20 protein-coding genes are annotated in these 18743 nt (G+C 42.6%); 2 read left to right on the forward strand and 18 right to left on the reverse strand.

Annotated elements, in window-relative coordinates; genetic code table 11:
• Positions 1 to 93: 93 nt before the first annotated feature.
• From J2Z20_RS08850 to J2Z20_RS08935, 18 genes are all read right to left on the reverse strand, one after another.
• Positions 94 to 273 (reverse strand): hypothetical protein, encoded by a 180-nt coding sequence (locus J2Z20_RS08850; RefSeq protein ID WP_209848368.1) that lies wholly within the window; start codon positions 271 to 273, stop codon positions 94 to 96.
• Positions 274 to 557: 284 nt separating this feature from the next.
• Positions 558 to 1247: an HAD family hydrolase gene (locus J2Z20_RS08855; protein ID WP_209848371.1), complete on the reverse strand. Its 690-nt coding sequence runs from the start codon at positions 1245 to 1247 to the stop codon at positions 558 to 560.
• 145 nt (positions 1248 to 1392) lie between these two features.
• Complete coding sequence (locus tag J2Z20_RS08860) at positions 1393 to 1761, reverse strand: P-loop NTPase family protein (RefSeq protein WP_245252158.1); 369 nt, start codon at positions 1759 to 1761, stop codon at positions 1393 to 1395.
• Positions 1758 to 2303 carry a putative glycolipid-binding domain-containing protein gene (locus J2Z20_RS08865; protein WP_209848374.1) on the reverse strand — a complete coding sequence of 182 codons (546 nt, stop codon included), beginning with the start codon at positions 2301 to 2303 and terminating at the stop codon, positions 1758 to 1760. The genes J2Z20_RS08860 and J2Z20_RS08865 overlap by 4 nt, the downstream gene beginning before the upstream one ends.
• 17 nt (positions 2304 to 2320) lie before the next feature.
• On the reverse strand, positions 2321 to 2896 hold the full coding sequence (locus J2Z20_RS08870) for a GNAT family N-acetyltransferase (protein WP_209848377.1): 576 nt from the start codon (positions 2894 to 2896) through the stop codon (positions 2321 to 2323).
• A 40-nt stretch (positions 2897 to 2936) separates the two neighbouring features.
• Entirely contained in the window at positions 2937 to 3086 is a 150-nt protein-coding gene (locus tag J2Z20_RS08875; protein ID WP_209848380.1) for a GNAT family N-acetyltransferase, read from the reverse strand.
• A gap of 133 nt (positions 3087 to 3219) precedes the next feature.
• Positions 3220 to 4401 (reverse strand): alanyl-tRNA editing protein, encoded by a 1182-nt coding sequence (locus J2Z20_RS08880; RefSeq protein ID WP_209848383.1) that lies wholly within the window; start codon positions 4399 to 4401, stop codon positions 3220 to 3222.
• Positions 4402 to 4451: 50 nt separating this feature from the next.
• Positions 4452 to 5888, reverse strand: coding sequence for an FAD-dependent oxidoreductase (locus J2Z20_RS08885; protein WP_342454290.1), 1437 nt, complete (start codon positions 5886 to 5888; stop codon positions 4452 to 4454).
• A 616-nt stretch (positions 5889 to 6504) separates the two neighbouring features.
• On the reverse strand, positions 6505 to 7068 hold the full coding sequence (locus J2Z20_RS08890; protein WP_209848387.1) for a chloramphenicol phosphotransferase CPT family protein: 564 nt from the start codon (positions 7066 to 7068) through the stop codon (positions 6505 to 6507).
• Positions 7069 to 7351: 283 nt separating this feature from the next.
• A complete protein-coding gene (locus tag J2Z20_RS08895; protein WP_245252160.1) occupies positions 7352 to 7939 on the reverse strand; it encodes a hypothetical protein in 588 nt (195 codons plus the stop codon).
• 268 nt (positions 7940 to 8207) lie between these two features.
• On the reverse strand, positions 8208 to 9464 hold the full coding sequence (locus tag J2Z20_RS08900; protein WP_209848390.1) for a DUF6161 domain-containing protein: 1257 nt from the start codon (positions 9462 to 9464) through the stop codon (positions 8208 to 8210).
• A 460-nt stretch (positions 9465 to 9924) separates the two neighbouring features.
• Positions 9925 to 10116 (reverse strand): hypothetical protein, encoded by a 192-nt coding sequence (locus J2Z20_RS08905; protein WP_209848393.1) that lies wholly within the window; start codon positions 10114 to 10116, stop codon positions 9925 to 9927.
• 299 nt (positions 10117 to 10415) lie between these two features.
• Positions 10416 to 10706: an antibiotic biosynthesis monooxygenase family protein gene (locus tag J2Z20_RS08910; protein WP_209848408.1), complete on the reverse strand. Its 291-nt coding sequence runs from the start codon at positions 10704 to 10706 to the stop codon at positions 10416 to 10418.
• Between the two features lie 319 nt (positions 10707 to 11025).
• Positions 11026 to 11760, reverse strand: a complete 735-nt coding sequence (locus J2Z20_RS08915) for an ABC transporter permease (RefSeq protein WP_209848412.1) — start codon at positions 11758 to 11760, stop codon at positions 11026 to 11028.
• Position 11761: 1 nt separating this feature from the next.
• A complete protein-coding gene (locus tag J2Z20_RS08920) occupies positions 11762 to 12475 on the reverse strand; it encodes an ABC transporter permease (RefSeq protein WP_209848415.1) in 714 nt (237 codons plus the stop codon).
• Positions 12472 to 13386 (reverse strand): ABC transporter ATP-binding protein, encoded by a 915-nt coding sequence (locus tag J2Z20_RS08925; RefSeq protein ID WP_209848418.1) that lies wholly within the window; start codon positions 13384 to 13386, stop codon positions 12472 to 12474. Before J2Z20_RS08925 ends, J2Z20_RS08920 begins: the two co-directional genes overlap by 4 nt.
• A 59-nt stretch (positions 13387 to 13445) precedes the next feature.
• Positions 13446 to 14861, reverse strand: a complete 1416-nt coding sequence (locus tag J2Z20_RS08930) for a HAMP domain-containing sensor histidine kinase (RefSeq protein ID WP_209848421.1) — start codon at positions 14859 to 14861, stop codon at positions 13446 to 13448.
• On the reverse strand, positions 14858 to 15535 hold the full coding sequence (locus J2Z20_RS08935) for a response regulator transcription factor (RefSeq protein ID WP_209848424.1): 678 nt from the start codon (positions 15533 to 15535) through the stop codon (positions 14858 to 14860). Before J2Z20_RS08935 ends, J2Z20_RS08930 begins: the two co-directional genes overlap by 4 nt.
• Before the next feature lie 233 nt (positions 15536 to 15768).
• On the opposite strand from J2Z20_RS08935, the gene J2Z20_RS08940 reads away from it, so the two are divergent.
• Positions 15769 to 17514, forward strand: a complete 1746-nt coding sequence (locus J2Z20_RS08940) for an alpha-glycosidase (RefSeq protein ID WP_209848427.1) — start codon at positions 15769 to 15771, stop codon at positions 17512 to 17514.
• A 190-nt stretch (positions 17515 to 17704) separates the two neighbouring features.
• The gene (locus tag J2Z20_RS08945; RefSeq protein WP_209848430.1) at positions 17705 to 18721 is read left to right on the forward strand and encodes a methionine ABC transporter ATP-binding protein; all 1017 of its coding nucleotides are present in this window, start codon (positions 17705 to 17707) and stop codon (positions 18719 to 18721) included.
• Positions 18722 to 18743: the final 22 nt, after the last annotated feature.

Raw genomic sequence — 18743 nt, forward strand, 5'->3', positions numbered from 1 at the left:
GCATCAGAGCGTTCCATTCAAACTTAACAAAAGAACGCACCTGTTCCTTCAAGGAAAGGTGCGTTCTTCATTATAGAGACATATGTACAAAACTTAGGAAGTCAATGCTTTTAGATTACTGATCAGCTCGGTAAGTTCGCCGATGCTCTCTACTATTTCGCCAACTCGTCTGTTTTGCTCTTCAGTACTCGCCAACACTTCCTCAACGGAAGCCGCAGATTGTTCGGTAATCGATGCCACATAAGTCATTTCGTCCATAACGGTCTGTTGCACGCCTCATCCGTGCAAGGACAGAACAGATGACCGCTACAGGCAAGCCATAAATCAACAGTGTAATAATGGTGTCCATACTGCTGTAAGATGCCCCGATGCCCAGCACCAAACAGCCCCAAAGCAATTTGACCATGAGTTTGTTCCTTTTAAACAACTCTAAACTTTGTTCGGTCATAGTGTCGAACTTCCTTCCTGATTTGAATATGGTATTCAGAACATTCGACACTAATTTACAGAATCCTTTTAATTCCAATTTATTGTTTTTGACTTGCTGAATAGATATGTCACTTAAATAAACTCTTAATCTCGAGCAGATCTTTAACTACATATTTAGGACTTTCTTGTCCTTCGAGTCGCTGGTCATTTCGATTGTAGAAGCAGAAGTCGATACCCGCATTTACCGCTCCTCTGTAATCATCCGTTAAAGAGTCTCCAATAAATAGAACCTCATTGGAATCTACTTTCAATTCATTCAGTGCCAGCTCGAATATCGCCGGGTCCGGTTTCGCATAACCGACTTCATCAGAAATGACTAATGAATCGAAGTAATGATGCAAGTTGCCCACTTCAAGACGTTTTCTCTGCGCCTCTCCGATCCCATTCGTAATAACACCTAAAGAATAATCTCTATGAAGATGCTCCAAAATCGTCTCCGCATTCGGCTCTAAGTCGCACGTATTACAAAATAAGTTCCAATAGGTCTGCGCGATCTCTTTAGACACGCTAGTATCTCTATTCAACTTCTTAAAAGTATCTGTGAAAGAGTACTCGAGGATCTGATAAATGTTATGTTTATTCGCATCTTTGTTCATCCAATAATTAAAATTGATAGGTCCAAAGGTACCCCAAAACTCTTCCCATACTAGATCAGGATGCAGCTCATGAATTGTAAGTGCTTGCTTCATCGAATGATGCTCACTGAAGCTATAATTTAACAGCGTGTTATCGATATCGAAAATGATTGCTTTGTACATCAACTCAGCTCCAATCCCTAGAGAGATGAAATGTATTTCAAAATATGTTGGCTGTTCTTTAGAACAATCCGCTTATTTGCATATTTCTCAGTAATTTCAAACACTTTATCGATTTCGTACTTATGATTCAGTTCAATAAGCCTGATTAAATTGGATAGCGTCTGCTTATAATTTGATTCTTCCAACCCACTCTTGTTTTAATGAATCTCTTAACCATTCTCCAATCACGGATGAATACATATGGATTCAAAATAAAGATCACGTCAGCTTGTTCGAAGCTTTCAAATCCCCACTGATAATGAGCGCCTTCAATAATCCATGCGTCTTCTAATCTCGCCTTTATTAAGATCTCATCTCTCACATGGGCAGGATATTTCTTATTAAATTCACTTCGATCCCATACAAAATTATCTGTCTGATACAGCGGGATTTGTGTTCTTGATGAAATCTTCTTCGCAATCGTTGTTTTACCACTGCCCATTGAGCCGATAATACAAATTTTTTTCTCATTCAAGCCCATACCCATTCCCCTTCATAATCTACAACGATACCGTTCAAATCGACTTTGACCCGAGCTGTATAGCCGCTCTCAATCGAGTTATAAATGTATGTATCTTCGCTAATTCGTTCATATTTTTGCTTAAGTGGCTGAACTGTTAACTGCGGGAACCTTACCCAAGCTGTCGTAAAGATTTGCGAATCTCCTACATCTAGATTTAAACGTCTGATGGGCAACATGTTCGTCGAAGGCGTTACGCCGATATCAATATCTTTTATTCCTGCTAAATCACTCATTGGAATCCCGTTCAAGACCCACTGATCATCGCTATCCCGCAAGATTCGAAGAGTTCCACTATTATTTTCACTTTGAAAAATAACATATACTTCACGGGTGTTCCCCACTTCATCACATTGGACTTTGTAGTTAACAAAAAATTTGTCATTTTCTTCTGCACCAATCACTTTACCTTCTATGGTTGTTGACTGAGCGAAAGATATGTTACAGTACTCCAAACCCAAATCATTTACCCGTTTCCATACGATTGTATGATGCATGTGAAGGTCCTCCAACTCTAATTCGATAAGAAACCTTTTAGACGTTCTTTTACCCCAGCCCATTCTTTATCAAGAATGCTATAAAAAACGGAATCACGTACATACCCATCCGGTAAAATCATGTGATTCCGTAAAACTCCTTCTTTGACAGCTCCTAATCTCTCAATGGCTCGCTGTGATCTCATATTTCTTAAGTCCGTTTTAATCTGAACACGAATCGTTCCTAATGTTTCAAAGCAATGCTCCAACAAAAGATATTTACACTCCGTATTGATCCTCGTTCTCCATACATTTGGAGTTAACCATGTCGAACCAATCTCTAAACTTCGATTTTGGTCAGATATTTCATAAAATCTTGTACTGCCAACAACTCGATTAGAATCTTGATCGATAATGACAAAAGGTAACGTCACTTCGCTGTTTAAAGCTTTTTCGATATAAAGGACCGCATCATCGTAGGTTTGTATATTGCCCTGAGTAAACTCCCAAATTTCCGGGTAGTTTCCCGCTTCAAACAGTCCCTGAGCGTGCTTTAGTTCCATCGGTACTAATTTAGCCCTCGCTCCAACTAACTCTACTGGCCTCACATTCATAGCAATCCCTCCACTCTGCGAAAATATGATCTGTCACTTTTCAGTTAACCATCTTAAACATCATAATATCATCAACGAACTGGTCATTAATATAGAATTCTTCTACTAAACGTCCTTGTATTTCAAAGCCGCATTTTAAATAAAAGTTGATCGCTGCGGTGTTAGAAGACAGCACTAACACGCTCCCCACTGAAAGTGGAGATCTCCAGTATCAGAAGAAAGTCCGCCTACCCTGCTACTGCAGGCCTAAGGTGGACTTTCTACAATGCATTATATACCAGTGAGGTAGGTTCCCATCTATGAACAAACATTATTTTGTTGGATCAGAGTGGTGCAGCCGTTTTTCTTGCAAACTCGTAAAAAATCTCAGCCTTATCCCTGCTGCTGAAGCCGGCCTGTGCCATTTTGTCGCTGCCGCCGCCTTTCCCGTTAAACTCGGCCAGGTGGGCTTTAAAGAATGCACCGCAGGCCAAATCCCCATCCCCATTATAAGCAAGCATAACTTTGTTGTCTCCGCCTGTCAGGAACAGGACCGGAAGCCCGCTGTCCGCGGCGAGCTTCACCGCCAGGTTCTGTGTGTCTTTCAATGATTTTTCCTCAAAGATTTGGGCGATCATGCCTTCTTTGGCCTGAGCAAGAAGCTCCCTTGCCACATATTGATCGTTTTTTTCCTTTAGCGCAGCCAGCTCTGACTTAAGACCCTGCTGTTCGGTTTCCCATTTTCCGATACGGTCCAGAATTTCATCCTTACCGGTATTGAACTTGGCTGCCAACGCGTTCAAAATCACCAGACTGTCGTTAAACTCCTTCAGCGCCCGAGTTCCGCATTTGAAATAGATCCGTGTATGCCCTTTCTGCTTCTCCACTTTAAGCAGCTTGATCATGCCGATTTCACCTGTAAAAGAGACATGGGTTCCCCCGCAGGCATTGTATTCTATTCCTTCAATTTCCACGATCCTGATGTTGCTCGTTACCTTCGGCTGTTTAACAAGCGGCAGCGAAGCCGCTTCCTCTTGGCTCACGAAATAGCTGGTGATTCTCCGGTTAGCGTAAATTTGCCGGTTTACCTCCCGCTCCAGAGCATCAAGTTGGATCGTCGTCAATTCCGGTGTGTCCACGTCGATGGTGTTGTGATCATCCCCCATATGGAAGCTTAAGGTCGTAGCTCCGTGCAGACTCAGGCAAACGGCGGAAAGCAAATGCTGACCGCTGTGCTGCTGCATATGATCAAATCGGCGTTCCCAGTCGATGACACAGTTCACTTCCATTTCCGCAGGCAGCTTTTCTACCTTGTGCCAAACTTCCCCTTCTTCTTCGTTAACCTCCACCTCAAGCACCGGGATACCGCTGATCCACCCGGTGTCATAAGGCTGTCCGCCCCCTTCCGGATAAAAAGCCGTTTCCTCCAGCTTGACGTAATAATTTCCTTCCCTCTCCATCTCCCCGGCAATGGTGGTCTTCCATTCCTTTAGCCCGGCGTTATCGTAATAAAGTCTTGTCGTCATGTAGGGTTGTCCTTTCCGCTTCGTTCCCGTTTTCTCCTATTTATTTTAGCCTAATCCAAATCGATATGATAATCTTTGTTCAAATACTGGTGAATCCGTCTAAAATCGGCTGAAGTTAGTTCGCGAAGCGGCTTCTGATTCAATTCATGGCCCAGGATGATACCGATCGTTTCCGCCGCAAGCGCGGTTGTCGGCGTAATTCGGGCGCTGCCGTAAGCTTTGATGGAAGCTCCGATATTTTTACCTGCTACGAGTACATTGTCATACCCTTTCAGTTCAAAAGAACGCAGCGGTATACCGTATTGATCCGGTTTGCCGTAGCCTTTGCCGTTCGGAATCTTTTTGGTTCCCTGAATGTCTATCGCATATCCGCCGATGCTGACGTTATCCCAAAACATTTTACCGCCCATCAAGTCCTCATATTGAAGCACATAGTCGGTTTCGTAACGGTTGTAGTCGCGGATATACAAATAATCCGGAAATCCGTTAAGCTGAGCATGCTTGTACCCTGGAATATTTTTCTGTAAAAATTTCAAAATCTTCGGAGCTTCCGCTCGGGCTTTCTTGATAGCAGAGTTTACAGACTTCTCATTGGCAGGATCAACATCATAGATCAGCAGGGCATTCATGATGACTTCCCCATTTTTCTGATAGGTGGAGTTAATCCCGCGCAGCCTTAGCTGAGCATCCGAAGGTTTGTATTTGTTAGTGATATTGCTGAATCCTGTCCCGAAGTCATAATCGACGTAAGTATTGGAGCCGTATTTTTGTTCCAGCTTCGTCAGCGGATAATCCTTCAGCGTAGCATTATGAAGTTCCAGCCAGTTAACATTTTTAAACTTAAGCATGTAAGTGGCTGCCATATACTCCGGCTGTTTACCGCCAAAGATCGATTCCACGCCCGGAATCCGTTTAACGCCCAGCTGTGAAGTTAATGCTCCAAAATCGGTATTCTCCACCCAATATTTCGCGTCAATCGTATACGTGATTTTGTTTTTCTTTTGATAGGTCAGGGATTGGATAGAGTTACCGGAGCCTTCCTTATTCTCCTTGTTTATTTTTACAATATGTATGCCGCTCGCCAAAGGAATGCCTTTGATTAAACTATTATAATAACGCTCGAAATCCGCATCCTTGCGAATCGTTCCCGCATTATAACTATCATAAAGACGTTTCATTTCCCCTTGTACTAGACTCTTTTTCTTGTTCGTGTTCGGCTCGTCGAGGACCAGCATTTTCCCCTGAATCATTTGACCGCCTGGTTTCTCTCTAGGATCGAGAATGAGCACTTTCAATCCAAGATTATGCGTTGCTTTGGCAAGTAAGGCGCCTTCAACTTCACTTCCGATAACCACTACATCATAGTGGCTCGTGTTATTTCCGGATGAGGCTGCTCCAGCTTGATTTTGCGGTTCAACCGAAAATAGCAGCAGGCTCACCAGCAGCAAGCCTACCCAAATCCGAATTCTACGTCCCCTCTTTATCACGATTGTGACCACCATTCTATGTATTTTTTTGTCAGCATAATTTGCGAAACAGATTAGAAATCCTTGAAAGTAAACAAGTTTTTTCTGTGTCAGCGGCCTTGTTAGCTCTTCCTTCGTCTTTCCATACCCATTTACAGACAGCATTGCCTGAACAATCATATGTTTTTTTGTGGAAAATTTTCAATTGTAGCTTCGACAAAAAGCTCATCATTCTATTCAAAACTGTTTGAAGCATTTCTTTGCGTTTCTTTGAACCATGCAAGTCGCAGCCTGATAGTAATAAATCGTTCTCATATCCATTTATTATTATTTGATAATTTCTTAATCTATTAACGTATTGATGTGAGTTCATTCAATCACATCCTTTAGTTCATAAATCTTATAGAGTTTTGGTGGTTTCAGCTAACGTTCTCAGTATTCACGAACCCGAGAGCCTTAAGGCGACCAACGGGAGCCGGGTCGAAGACTTAGCCTCGCAGGAGTTGTCTGGCTGAATCCGCTTCCCCGAAATCCCTCGGTCCAGACCAAGGGCGAATGCCCACCGCGTGAATACGGTGTTATAGGATGTAGCAGCCTTCTTCGAATAACTTACAATTACGATTTTTACAATATTCATTCAGTTGCATACTCTTTGCTTCAATTCTTTGAAGGCATTAAAATGAGGACTTCCAAGCAAACACCTTTTGATTTGTAGTGCACATTCTTGAGTCTTATTGTATTCTGTATCTATTTCCAAGTCGTAAATACCATGTGTATGAACTAGATTATACTGATAATTTGCAAGACCAATATTCCGATCTCCTCTTTCTCTTTCCCTTCGTTGGAGTTCTTCTAGTGAACAAGTTACTGAAACAAACAACACTTTATAATCCGCTAATAACGTAACGCATTCTTCTAACCACTGTCTTTCTTCGAGTACATGGTCAACAATTATGTTATTTCCAGTAGCAACTAATGCAGGAAGTGCATGATGCATTCCCTTTATAACTTTAAACATTACTTCTTTAGTTGCCTCCCATGGCTTACCTCCATTAATGTAGTCAACCGGCAGCATATATAAAAACTTGTCTACTGATATGTGTAAGTACGGTTCGTCTAAAATTTGTTGTAATTCTAATGAAATACTGGTTTTCCCAGAACTCGAAGTTCCATTTAAAAATATAACTGTCCCATTTGGCATTAAACATGTCCTCTTTTCGTTAATTAATGTTATTTCTTTATAACTAAGTTTACTTCTATGTATTTGATGCTACTATTTCGGTTGTGGGGCTTTATGTTCTTGCGGCTATTTCTTATAACTGTTCTGTGTTCACGACGTTCATCTCCCTTAGATAGCTCTTATCTTAGGGAGATGAACGTGTCCGCAGCCTATACTTCCCCGATTCACTTCTGCGGACCGAGGGCGGATGCCCGATGCGTGAACACTTTGTTATAAGATGTTGGCGCCTTCTTTGAATCCACTTTCATTTCTTTGAGGTAAAATTATTAATTATTGGTTCTGTATAGTCCCAACTTATCAGTTTAATATTGCATTTTTCTAACAATTCATTAGCTTGAATAATACCATTCGCGCCACTTCCATCTTGATATTGTTCTTTGAACGATGCATTTGGAAATTCATGTGTATAACCATTGCCGTCTCCCATGTAATACCAAGCTGGCCCTGGGTCGTAATAAATTACTTGATTTAAGGTCTTAATTCTACTAAAAACGATTCCTATAGGCTTCTCGACATTCAATAAAACTAGTTTCTCATTTTCGCTTGCTAAATGAGCCTTCCATTTACGATACTTCCCGTGTCCTTCATTTGCACCAATACCGTCATATTCACAAATTAATGTATCTTTGATTTCCTTTCGTTGTCCATCTATTTCATAAACCAAATGAATAGGGAATTCACCATATTTGACTTGTGGACTTGGTGGATTAGGTGAAAACTGAATTCCTGTAAATATTAATAACCATGGCAAAGATATAAACATTAATATTACAAAGATAAGAAGGACAGGTATTCCTATTAATATAAAGATCTTAGTCTTCAGTTGGATCATCCCTCCTAAAATGTGTTTAATGGATATTTTTAAATTCCTTGCGCCAATTTCTTATAACGTTGTTGTATTCACGACGTCCCTCCACCTTAAGCCCGAAGGGCGGCCGCGATGCGGTTAAGTGGAGGGATGTATCCGGCTGATTCCGCTTCCATGCTACTGAAATCCCTCGTCGAATCCACATCGGACTTCTGCCGGACCGAGGGGCGAATGCCCCGAAGCGTGAATATGGTGTTATATGATGGGGATCCCTCTTCGAGTTACTATTAAATTAATTGGTAAGTTTGATTTTATTTATTAAGCTTCCAAAATCCTGTGGCATAGCAGGGCTTGAATCCCCTTTTAATAATCCTGTATCTGATCTGCTAAATAAAGCTTGCAGAACAATAGCTCTATCAGAATCAGCTACTCCTTTTTCTCTTACCAATGAAAGATAAACATATGTAAGCTGTTCTCTCTCTTTTGCATCAGTTGCAAGATGATATGAACTGGTAGTGAGTTTTACAAACAAACGAATAAAATATACAAATATTGAAGTAATCATTGTTATCAGAATTGCATCTTTGACAGCATTGATATTTAAAGTATTATTACTAACAAAATATAAATTTGACCCACTAAGTAATAAGGCCGTTAAAAAAATCAAAAAGATAATAGATGTGGCTATCGACCATTTTCTCCACTTATCACCTTTTATTGAATACTCATTTGAGTAGTCTGCCCAATATTGCGCAGGAGCTGATAATTTAATATTCTCCCGATATTCCTTATCAAGTTCTGAAAAATGATTTTCTTGAGATATATACATTGATTCTAGTTTTTCTTTATGCGTGTCATGAAGTTTATTTAGTGTATTTTCTTGTTCTGATTTCAAAGTATTTAACTCGAGATTCCGTGTATCTATCTCAGATATTAGTTCTTCCTTTTTGTTAGTATAGGTAGAAATAATATTATCAACTTCTGTTGTCAGATTAGATTTAAGAGCTTCAATTGAAGCAGCTTCGCTATCTACAAATTGATTAGTGTCTCGTTTTAATTGTTTCTTTACATCTCTAAAAAAATATGCATCAATAATGCCTTGAATATTTAATATATTTTGTATTCGATTTGAATTAGGATCAAATAAATACGAAGCAGCCGTCTCAGATCTTTCTGGGTTGCCTAAATTATAAAGAAATTGACCTTCTTTCGTTGAAGAGTGAACAGCAGGAAAATAGTTAATGCTTGCTTGTGTAATTGCATTCAGAAGGCAAGAAGATGCATGGTTTTGATTGCTCGCAGCATAACTTCTTACTTGATTTAGATTATTATTAATACCACTATAATGATTCCATATTCTATATAAAGTATTATATGATGAAGAATTACCCGACAATTTAGACCAATAATCATTTTCACTCTGAATCAATGCTTCAAATTCTTCAAATGAATGTATTTTCTTTTTTATTTCTGAAGGAAAGAGTGTAATAACTACTTCCTTTGTTTCAAATTCTGCTTTAAGCCAATCTTGAGTTAAAACTTCCGACATTAAAACACCCCTTAGAAAATATTGTTATTTCTTAAAATACGACAAATACCTTCAAGAACCTTCCTATCCAAAAAATAACAATAGGGGACATCACTGTTCCCTATTGTTATAAGAGTTTCATTTAATTGCATCCCTTTCATATAACGTTCTTGTGTTCACGACGTCCCACCACCTTAAGCCCGAAGGGACGGCCGCGATGCGGTTAGGTGGTGCGGGTGTGTTCGCCTGAATTAACCTGCGGCACTTTCTACTTCGGGCGAACCGAGGCAGCTAGTCTGCCGAAGCGTGAATATTATGTTATCTGCTGTTCGTGTCTTCCTCGATCTTCTTACAAACTCGCTCTTATTTGTTCTACCTTGGTACTCTAATATGTTCTTCAGGTTTATCCTTACGGTCTTTTTTTACGGTATCTAAAGTTGCTATCAATTTCATTAATTTAATTAATTCCATACCCGTGTCCTTACAATTCATTGGATATTGCAACTACGGCAATACACCAAACGATAAGACCAAATAGAAGGCCACTCCAAAATACTTCTGTTGTATATGATTTGTCTTTGACAATTTTTTTTATTGCTCTTAATAATGCTACAACGAACAAGAAGCCTAATATTGGAATTAGATAAATAGAAATAAATGCAAAGATAATCAAGATTTTGAGCCTCCTATTAGAGAAAACGTATTTTAATAATGAACTTGAACTCACCAATTGCAGATAACGTTCTTGTATTCACGAGCCCGAGAGGCTTAAGTGACCGAAGGGAACGGGTCGCCAGACTTAGCCTCGCAGGGTTGTCCGACTGAATTACCCACGGCACTTCTGCATCGGTCGGACCAAGGAACGTCAGCGATGCAGCGTGAATACGGTGTTATCTGCTGTTCCTGCCTTCTTCGAGTCTTCTTGAACAATATCACTTGAATGCCTTACTTTCCTTTTGACTTTAAATGTGTCTAGACAATCCCTTCAAAATGTTCAACTGTCGGAAATGGATCATAAAAATGATGTAACAATTGCTTCCATTCTTGATATTCTTCAGATCCTCTAAAGCCAACGGTATGATCCTCAAGTGTTTCCCAACGCACTAATAAAATATATTTGTTTCTGTCTTCCACGCACTTTTGTAATTCATGATTAATATAGCCCTTCATTTTGGAAATGATTTGAGAGGCCTGTTTAAAATTAATTTCAAATTCATCTGTCAATCCAGCTCTAACTTGTAGAATTGCAACTTCTAGTATCATAGTCATTTACCTCTTTTGGCTTAGTTTAATGCTCGAAGGGGGTCACAGAACTGCTCGCATTCAAAAATGACAAACTTTGATCTTAGATCTTGTAAAAGACTGATTTAACTAGCTTCTGAGTGATCGAAGTGTATCAATTGTTTTAATTGCCTTGCAGGAATTGCAGATCTTATAATCTACGAATTCCTTCGTATAATCATTCCTTATCTTAAAATATTCGCGAACGCTCTCTTACTTCCCTCCTGTTTCGACAATTTAGTTACTTCCATACTGAAACACAAAACAGACCACCTCTCGGCAGCCTGTTTAATCCAACCCTCTAAACCTCTTTCCTCCCAATCAACACCAACCCCGCTACAAAAAACACCACAAAACTACTAACCACAATCGTCATAATTTGACTTAGCGGAAGATTAAATGCGCCGAAGTCTTCGCTGCTTGCCGAGAGCATCGTTAGCATCGGCTGTACCCAAGGGTAGTAAGGCGCGAATCTCTCCGAGTTCGCGACGAGCATGTTCGGCAGCGTGAAGATCACGTTGAGCGCGAGCGGTGCGGCGAAACTGGTCCATACTAGTGAAGCGGTGAGTTGTAGGGCAGCTAATGGCAGCGTTGCTATCCATCCGCCAAGGATGCTGGTCGCAATCAGTTCCCATGGGATTGGAGCTGTGAACCCCCGCATAAATCCGATTCCCAAATATACGGCTGTGAACAGAAGCTGCGAGACCGCAAGCATTCCTGCTACTACCGTAAATTTAGCGATATACAAGCTGCTCCGCTTCACAGGAAGTGCGAGGATTTGCTTCCAGCCTCCGCCTACATGCTCGTACCGGCATATGAAAGCAGCGAATACGCCCGGCAATATCGGCAGGAACAGCATCGCATGCACACTCGCCATATACATTAAGAGCACACCCCACGATTTGTGATCTTCTGGAATGTTGGACAAAATGCCAACTAACGAAGATACGATTGGGCTCATAATGACGAGGATCCACATATTCGTCTTGGACATCTTCAATCGTTCGGAAGATAACACCTTTGCAAATGAAGCCATCTTAGTCCACATCCTTTCTCGCAAAATGCACTACTCCGGCGAGCAGGACAGCGATTCCGCAGATGAGACCGATCATGACGAATTGAAGCGGATTGTCTCCTTCATAGGCAAGTATAGGCCACTTTAAGGGCATCCAATCTTGCGCTTTCCAAGTAAATGAAGAGAATACAGAACAGAGAATGCCGATAGATACGCCAAGCCCTTGATTACGAAATGAAATGGACAACCACAGCTGAAGTGCGAGCATCGGCAGCGCTGCTAGAAATGGATAGAATCCCAGCTTCGCAATGTCCATATACGGAATGGGAGCGTCAAACTTTAACGCGAGCCCAAGTCCAATCGTTCCAAGGGTCAGCAGTACACATGACATGAGCAGTACAATAACGGTAAGGGCAAATTTTGAACTGAATACCGCAGTTCGGGATATCGGCAGTGCTAATAACTGCTTCCAAGAACTCGTCTGGTACTCGACATTTGCAATCAGGGAGCATACGAGCGTGAACCCTAGAAATAACGTCAGCGGTACAAAACCAGCAATATTCTCGAGTAACCCGCCCCATAAGTCCTTGGCATACAACTTCGTTAAATAGTCATAGCGGATACCGAAGTTTATTGCCTGCAGCGCAATAATTCCGAGCGGACCAATAATGGCGAGTAGCCAAATGCCTCTCCCGCGGATTTTCAGAAAGTCGGCCGAGAGTGCTCGAACCATCATGAAGCAGCCCCCTCCCCGACAATCCGCATAAAAATCTCTTCCAGTGACTTCTTCTGTTCTTCTACACGGTAAATGTCGTGGTGATTTTCCACCAAATGTCTGACCAACACGGCGACGTCTTTATTGTGAAGCTTCGTGAAATTGAGGAACGCACCGTCTATAACTCCATCGTAACCCTTCTCCTGAGCTGCAGCTAACGCTTGCTCCGGTGCAGATACAGAGAGTCTAATGCCTGTCTCTGCTTGACGGCGAAGCCGCTCGATCGTGTCTTGGAACACCATTCTGCCTTCACGAATAATACCTACCTTAGTTGCCATCAACTCCACTTCACTCAGCAAGTGGCTGGATACGAGTACCGTAATGCCATGCTGCTCTGGCATCGTTTTAATTAATTCCCGAATCTCTTGAATTCCTGATGGATCCAGCCCATTCGTCGGTTCGTCGAGAATTAACAGCTCCGGGTTGCCTAATAAGGCACTTGCGATCCCAAGACGCTGTTTCATCCCTAGCGAAAATCCTTTGACCGGACGCTTCGCTTCCTTCGTTAGTGAGACGATGTCCAGCACCTCAGCAATCCGCGACTTGGGAGCATCTAAAATACGCCGAATCGCTTCTAAATTCTCAGTCGCATTTAAATGTCCGTAATAGGATGGATACTCTACTAGAGAGCCCACCTTACCTAGAATGCTCAACTTCTCCTTCTGCAGGTCTTTGCCTAGTATTCGGATCGCGCCTTTCGTAGGCTTCACTAATCCTAGCAGCATCCGAATCGTCGTCGTCTTCCCGGCTCCGTTAGGACCGAGAAACCCGTAAATTTCACCATGCTTGATCTCTAAATTCAGTTGATCGACTGCCTTCCGGCCACGGTATTCTTTTACTAATCCTCTGGTTTGAATGACAAATTCACTCACGATTAATCACCTCAGAGTTAATTTACCCTCCGAAGTTTAAAACGAAGAGGACTGCAAGTTTAAATTTTGTTTAAATTTTCATGGTAAAGGATAACCGTCGTGCCTTTCTCCGAGCTATCGACTTCCCAGCAAAGCCGCATTTCTTTCACAAGAAAATCAACGATCGCAAGGCCGATGCCCGCTCCTTTACTTTGAGAAGCTGCGTCCATCCCTTGTCCATGATCAGCAATCAGAATGGCCGCACCGCCCTCTCTCTTCTCGGTCCATATCCCTATATAGCGTCCAGTCTTCGCATGGCGAACAATGTTCTGAAATAGATTGTCTAAAATCCGTCGAAACCACTGTTCATCAACCGACCACATAAGCGGGTCATCTTCCAGATTGATGTCCACTTCAAAATGCTCCTTCTCCCACACAGGATACCAAGCCGCGGCGCCTTCTCGAACAATCCTTAACACATCTCGTGTCTCGAGAGAAAGTGTATACCGACCGCTGGTCAGCAAATTATAAGAAAGCAAGTTATCAATCAAAGTAGCTAAATCGCTAATTTTCATCTCCATAAGTGCTAACGAGCTTGTCCCTTGCTCGGTAAGCTGTTCCTTCTGCAGGGAATACAAATGGCTGCGAATGACCGTCAGCGGCGTGCGTAAATCATGCGATAGACTGGCAATCAATTGCTTCCTTAACTGCTCCTCCTCTTGCTCCCGCTGCCTGCTCTCTTCAAGCTGCTCGATCATATGGTTGAAGGCAGCTTCCAGCTGACCAATCTCATCCCTCTTCTTCAGCTCGATTGGAGCCGGAATACCGTTATCTCTCGGCGCAGTCATGGCGGACTCCAGCCGCAGTAATCTTCGGCGAATACGCGAGAAGAACAGCCACGAAATGGCGATAAACAAGACGAACATCACAGACATTGCTATACCGTAAAAGGCCGTATTATTGCCCGCTACTGAGCTTCCCTTCATCAATTCCCTTGGGAGCTGGAACACCATAAAGCCTTGGCCCTTGTTCTCCTGATCTCCAATGAACGCAACGACAGTGAAAGGATCGGCATCGGTATACTTTTTCATAAAAGAAATGATATCGGCAGTATTCCACACCTCAGGAATATCGCCCTGATCCGGCATACGCAGCTGTGTCTTATTATTTCGATCTACCCAGAACACTTTCGAATGAGGATAAGTCTGCCAAAGCCTTAATAGACTTTCATTGATCTGCTCTCCTAACCTGCCATCCAGATTCTTCGCCTCTTGGTGCCACATCTTCTCCAACGCTAATGCATCTGGATACGGCTTGCCTTGTACAGACTCACTCGATTTAGTCAAATTCTCATAGAAAAAATAGATCAGCGCCGTAAACGGCAATGATATTTGTAAAAATAGTAGAGCAATCATAATGATCATCAGATATCGTGACGTTAACGAATTGCGGAATTTGCGGGATTTTCTGAACTTCACTAACTCGTTTATTTTCATTTTCTCACCCTGTAGCCTACACCGCGAACCGTCTCAATAATTTCAGGCGAAGCCGGGTCTTGTTCTAATTTCTCTCGCAAATAACGGATGTGCACCATCAATGTTTTGTCGCCTTCCAAATATGTCTCGCCCCATACCGATTCATAGATTTGCTCTTTCGTAAGTATTTGCCCCAAGTTGCGGATGAGATAAGAGAAGATTTGAAACTGCTTGCCGGTCAAAATAATTTCTTCACCCGAGAGCCGGTTCACAATCCGATTCTCATTCTCGTAAACTAGCAAGTGCTTCAGCTCGGTAGGCTCGCTCACATGCGCGAAGAAACGCCGCAGCAACACCTCTACCCTAGCCGCTAATTCATCAGGGTGAAACGGCTTCGTCAAATAATCATCAGCAAACTGAAGTCCTTGCAGCTTATCATCAATTGACGTTCTAGCCGACAGCATCAATATTGGCATCGATGGATATGCTTTCTTGAGCCGCTGCCCGATCGTGAATCCATCCAGCCCAGGGAGCATAACGTCCAGAATGGCCAACTGACTGCCCGCCGCCTTGTCGACGGCTTCCTCGCCGCTTGTTAACCAGACGACTTCATAGCCTCTCTCCGCTAAATCCTTCGTCACCCAGCTTCCAATTTCGTGATCATCTTCGATATATAGTATTGTCGTTATATTCATTGATTTTCGAAATCCTTTCACCAAATATTGGGTGTATGAATTTATTATAGCATGATTAAAACTTAGGCTTCTGCTTAAAAAGATACCTTGTGTACTTTGACACATCGTGGTATATTTTCAGTAATAACTTCAAAATTTGAAGGCACTGTTATCTTTCATAAGGTACAACCTCGGCTCATGCGTCATTAGCCTAAGGTTGTACCTTTTTTATTTGAAAAGAGGAGGAATCGACGATGTTACTTGAAGCGATTTATCATCGTAATAAACAAATTTGGGCGTACGCCTACGACGGACAAACGATCCATTTGCGCTTGCGTGCGAAAAAAGGCGATTTGACCAAAGTAGAAGCTATGGTTGGCGACAAATATGCATGGGATAAAACGATGGAATTGATCCCAATGACGGTGTTTGCGTCTGACGAACTGTTCGACTACTGGGAATGTGAAGTCAAACCTCCATTCCGCAGACTGAGATACGGCTTCGTATTGCAAGACGGCAAAGAAAAAATTTGGATGACCGAAAGTGACTTCATGAAGGAACCTCCTGCAAATCCAGACCGTCTATTTGATTTCCCATTCATCAATCCAGTCGACGTCTTCAAAACACCGGCTTGGGTGAAAGATGCGATCTTTTATCAAATCTTCCCTGAACGTTTCGCGAACGGCGATAAGAGCAATGACCCTAAAGGCGTAGAACCATGGGGCGGCAAACCGCGTCCAGATAACTTCTTCGGCGGAGACCTGCAAGGGGTTATTGATCACCTCGATCACCTGACGACACTCGGCGTGAACGCTATTTATTTCACACCGATCTTTAAAGCGACAACGAATCATAAATATGATACGGAAGATTACATGCAAGTTGACCCGCACTTCGGCGATGTGGAGACACTCAAGAAGCTCGTAAAACTGGCTCATGACCGCGGCATTCGCATTGTGCTCGATGCAGTGTTTAACCACTCCGGCAGAACGTTCGCACCGTTCGTTGACGTACTGAAAAATGGCGAGAAATCCAAATATAAAGATTGGTTCCACGTTCGCAAGTTCCCGCTTGAAGTCATTGACGGCATCCCAACTTACGATACGTTCGCATTCGAACCGATGATGCCTAAGCTCAATACAGAGCATCCTGAAGTGAAAGCATACTTGCTCAAAGTAGCTGAATTCTGGATCAAAGAAGTGGGCATAGACGGCTGGCGTCTTGACGTGGCGAATGAAGTGGATCATGAGTTCTGGCGCGAATTCCGCCGAGTTGTCAAAAATGCAAATCCTGACGCATATATCCTCGGTGAAATTTGGCACGAATCATCAGCTTGGCTGCAAGGCGATCAATTCGATGCGGTCATGAACTATCCATTTACGAATGCGGTGCTTGACTTCTTCATTGAGCAAAAGATCGATGCAGAAAGCTTCTCCAACTATATTGGCAAGCAATTAGGCAGATATCCGCGTCAAGCGAACGAAGTTGCATTCAACCTGCTCGACAGCCATGACACAGCTCGTCTGCTCACACTGGCTAAAGGCAATAAGGATAAAATGAAGCTCGCTGCATTGTTCCAATTTACGTTCACAGGCACTCCATGTATCTATTACGGTGACGAAGTCGGTCTTGATGGCGGTCCAGACCCAGATTGCCGTAAATGTATGGAATGGGATCCGAAGAAACAGGACCTTGGCCTGTTCTCCTTCTATCAACAGCTCATTAGTCTTCGTAAGAACCACAGCGCAATGCGCGGAGGAACGATTACATTCCTAGACGCAAAAGCGAACAGCACGAAGCTTGCTTATGTGCGTGAAGATGAGAATGAGAAGCTTGTTATTTTCGCCAATAACGACAGCAAAGCGCAAACGATCGATGTCAAAGTGGCAGAGAAAACATTGCAAAACATCGTGACAGGCGAAACGGTTCAGACGCAAAATGGTAGGCTTAAAGTACAATTGCCTGCTTACGGATACGCTCTGTTTAAAGCAATGAAATAATGGGAATTTTTCATTGACAATATCCGAGTGGAATTATATGATTTAGTTCATACATCAATCGCATATAACCTGCCGGAGAGTAAAGTGGATTGAAATAGAACTAATTTTAAGTAATATAACGTTTATGAATTGAGCCTTCTCCTGCGGGAGAGGGCTTTTTGTAATTGCAAATACATAAGGAGGCGCAAAGTTGATTGAACTGAAACATCTAAATAAGGAATACAAGACGAAAAAAGGAACCATTTACGGTGTCCGAGATGTGAATTTGTCCATCCGTAAAGGTGAAATTTTCGGGATCGTAGGTTACAGCGGTGCGGGGAAAAGCTCGCTATTGCGATGCATCAATTTGCTTGAAAAGCCTACTTCGGGGGAAGTCATTGTAGACGGGGTTAACCTAACCACTCTATCTAAACCACAGCTTCGAAATGCTCGTCAGAAGATCGGAATGATCTTTCAGCATTTCCACCTCATCAGCAGCAAAACTGTATTCGACAATGTTGCTTTTGCGCTAAAAGCAGCTGAGAAATCGGCTGAAGAAATTAAAAAGCGTGTTCCTGAATTGCTTCAGCTCGTTGGACTTGCGGACAAAGCCGATCAATATCCAGCTCAGTTAAGCGGCGGGCAAAAGCAGCGGGTAGCCATCGCGCGTGCGCTCGCCAATGACCCTCAAGTACTGCTGTGCGACGAGCCAACCTCTGCGCTTGATCCGATGACGACGAAATCAATTCTTGCTCTGCTGCGTGACATTAATCAATCTCTGGGCATTACGATTGTGCTGATCACGCATGAGATGGAAGTTGTCAAAGATCTGTGCGATAACGTTGCAATTATGCAGGGCGGTGTCGTCATTGAACAAGGTGCTGTGTATGATATTTTCGCAAATCCAGTTCAGCCTCTAACGAGGGAATTTATTCAGCATGCGCTTGATTTCAAGCTGCCTGATCCTTTATGGGACAAGCTTGATTCTGGCAGCAAAGTGGTCAAAATATTGTTCCGTGGACACGCTGCCGAGCAGGCGATCATTAATCAGATGCTGAAGGTGACGAACGTTCAGGGCAATATTTTGCATGGAAAGATTGAATACATTAAGGACAAACCGCTCGGCACATTCATCATGGAAGTGAAGGGCGAGCAAAGTGAGATCGATAAAGCACTGCAATTTCTCGTCGATCAGTCCTGTGGTGTGGAGGTGGTAAACCGTGATTAGTTCACTTACTGAATTGTTGCCA

The organism is Paenibacillus sediminis, from assembly GCF_017873765.1.
Lineage (GTDB): Bacteria > Bacillota > Bacilli > Paenibacillales > Paenibacillaceae > Paenibacillus_AG > Paenibacillus_AG sediminis.

Bases quoted from the DNA above. Each gene is read 5' to 3' on its own strand.
- J2Z20_RS08865 (WP_209848374.1), bottom strand. From the start codon at position 2,303: ATGCATCATACAATCGTATGGAAACGGGTAAATGATTTGGGTTTGGAG.
- J2Z20_RS08855 (WP_209848371.1), bottom strand. From the start codon at position 1,247: ATGTACAAAGCAATCATTTTCGATATCGATAACACGCTGTTAAATTAT.
- J2Z20_RS08900 (WP_209848390.1), bottom strand. From the start codon at position 9,464: ATGTCGGAAGTTTTAACTCAAGATTGGCTTAAAGCAGAATTTGAAACA.
- J2Z20_RS08880 (WP_209848383.1), bottom strand. From the start codon at position 4,401: ATGACGACAAGACTTTATTACGATAACGCCGGGCTAAAGGAATGGAAG.
- J2Z20_RS08940 (WP_209848427.1), top strand. From the start codon at position 15,769: ATGTTACTTGAAGCGATTTATCATCGTAATAAACAAATTTGGGCGTAC.
- J2Z20_RS08915 (WP_209848412.1), bottom strand. From the start codon at position 11,760: ATGGCTTCATTTGCAAAGGTGTTATCTTCCGAACGATTGAAGATGTCC.
- J2Z20_RS08895 (WP_245252160.1), bottom strand. From the start codon at position 7,939: ATGATCCAACTGAAGACTAAGATCTTTATATTAATAGGAATACCTGTC.
- J2Z20_RS08930 (WP_209848421.1), bottom strand. From the start codon at position 14,861: ATGAAAATAAACGAGTTAGTGAAGTTCAGAAAATCCCGCAAATTCCGC.
- J2Z20_RS08920 (WP_209848415.1), bottom strand. From the start codon at position 12,475: ATGATGGTTCGAGCACTCTCGGCCGACTTTCTGAAAATCCGCGGGAGA.
- J2Z20_RS08890 (WP_209848387.1), bottom strand. From the start codon at position 7,068: ATGCCAAATGGGACAGTTATATTTTTAAATGGAACTTCGAGTTCTGGG.
- J2Z20_RS08910 (WP_209848408.1), bottom strand. From the start codon at position 10,706: ATGATACTAGAAGTTGCAATTCTACAAGTTAGAGCTGGATTGACAGAT.
- J2Z20_RS08870 (WP_209848377.1), bottom strand. From the start codon at position 2,896: ATGAATGTGAGGCCAGTAGAGTTAGTTGGAGCGAGGGCTAAATTAGTA.
- J2Z20_RS08935 (WP_209848424.1), bottom strand. From the start codon at position 15,535: ATGAATATAACGACAATACTATATATCGAAGATGATCACGAAATTGGA.